The 420-nt window shown below is 66.7% G+C and carries 1 protein-coding gene; it reads right to left on the bottom strand.

Annotated features, from left to right (window positions below; all coding sequences use genetic code 11):
• On the bottom strand, positions 1–202 hold a 202-nt coding region (locus tag JG676_RS08840; RefSeq protein WP_210328692.1), incomplete at its 3' end, for a hypothetical protein.
• Positions 203–420: the final 218 nt, after the last annotated feature.

Below are 420 nucleotides of genomic sequence, written 5' to 3' on the forward strand. Positions count from 1 at the left end.
GCTCGCCGGCGACCAGCCGCATGCCGACCACGGCGTCGCCGGGCCACGAATCGGGAGCCACGGCGAAGAAAGTACGCGGGCTACGCCCGCCCAAGGTCATCGAATAGAGCCCGGAGCGCAGCAGCCAGCCGCTGAAGGGCAGGCGCTCGGGCGGAATCGGCTGGGCCGTAGAGGAGCTAATCGGGCGGGACCCGGCGGTCATGGGCTCACCGGATCGTCTTGCTTCAGCGACCAGGGTCATTGTTCTTCTGGCTTTTTGGCCCCCGCGTTGAGCGCGGAGCTTTTGAGAGGGTCCCAAGCTTAGCGCAGCCTATGGCCTGTGGCGATGGCCGGATACCCCTTGAATAGCGGGCCGGCGGCCCCAAATCGTTGACAAGGGGACACCTTGACGGGTCTCCGGGCACTCGCTCTTCGGAGGAG

This window comes from Campylobacter sp. 2018MI34, assembly GCF_016598975.1.
Taxonomy (GTDB): Bacteria; Campylobacterota; Campylobacteria; order Campylobacterales; family Campylobacteraceae; genus Campylobacter_D.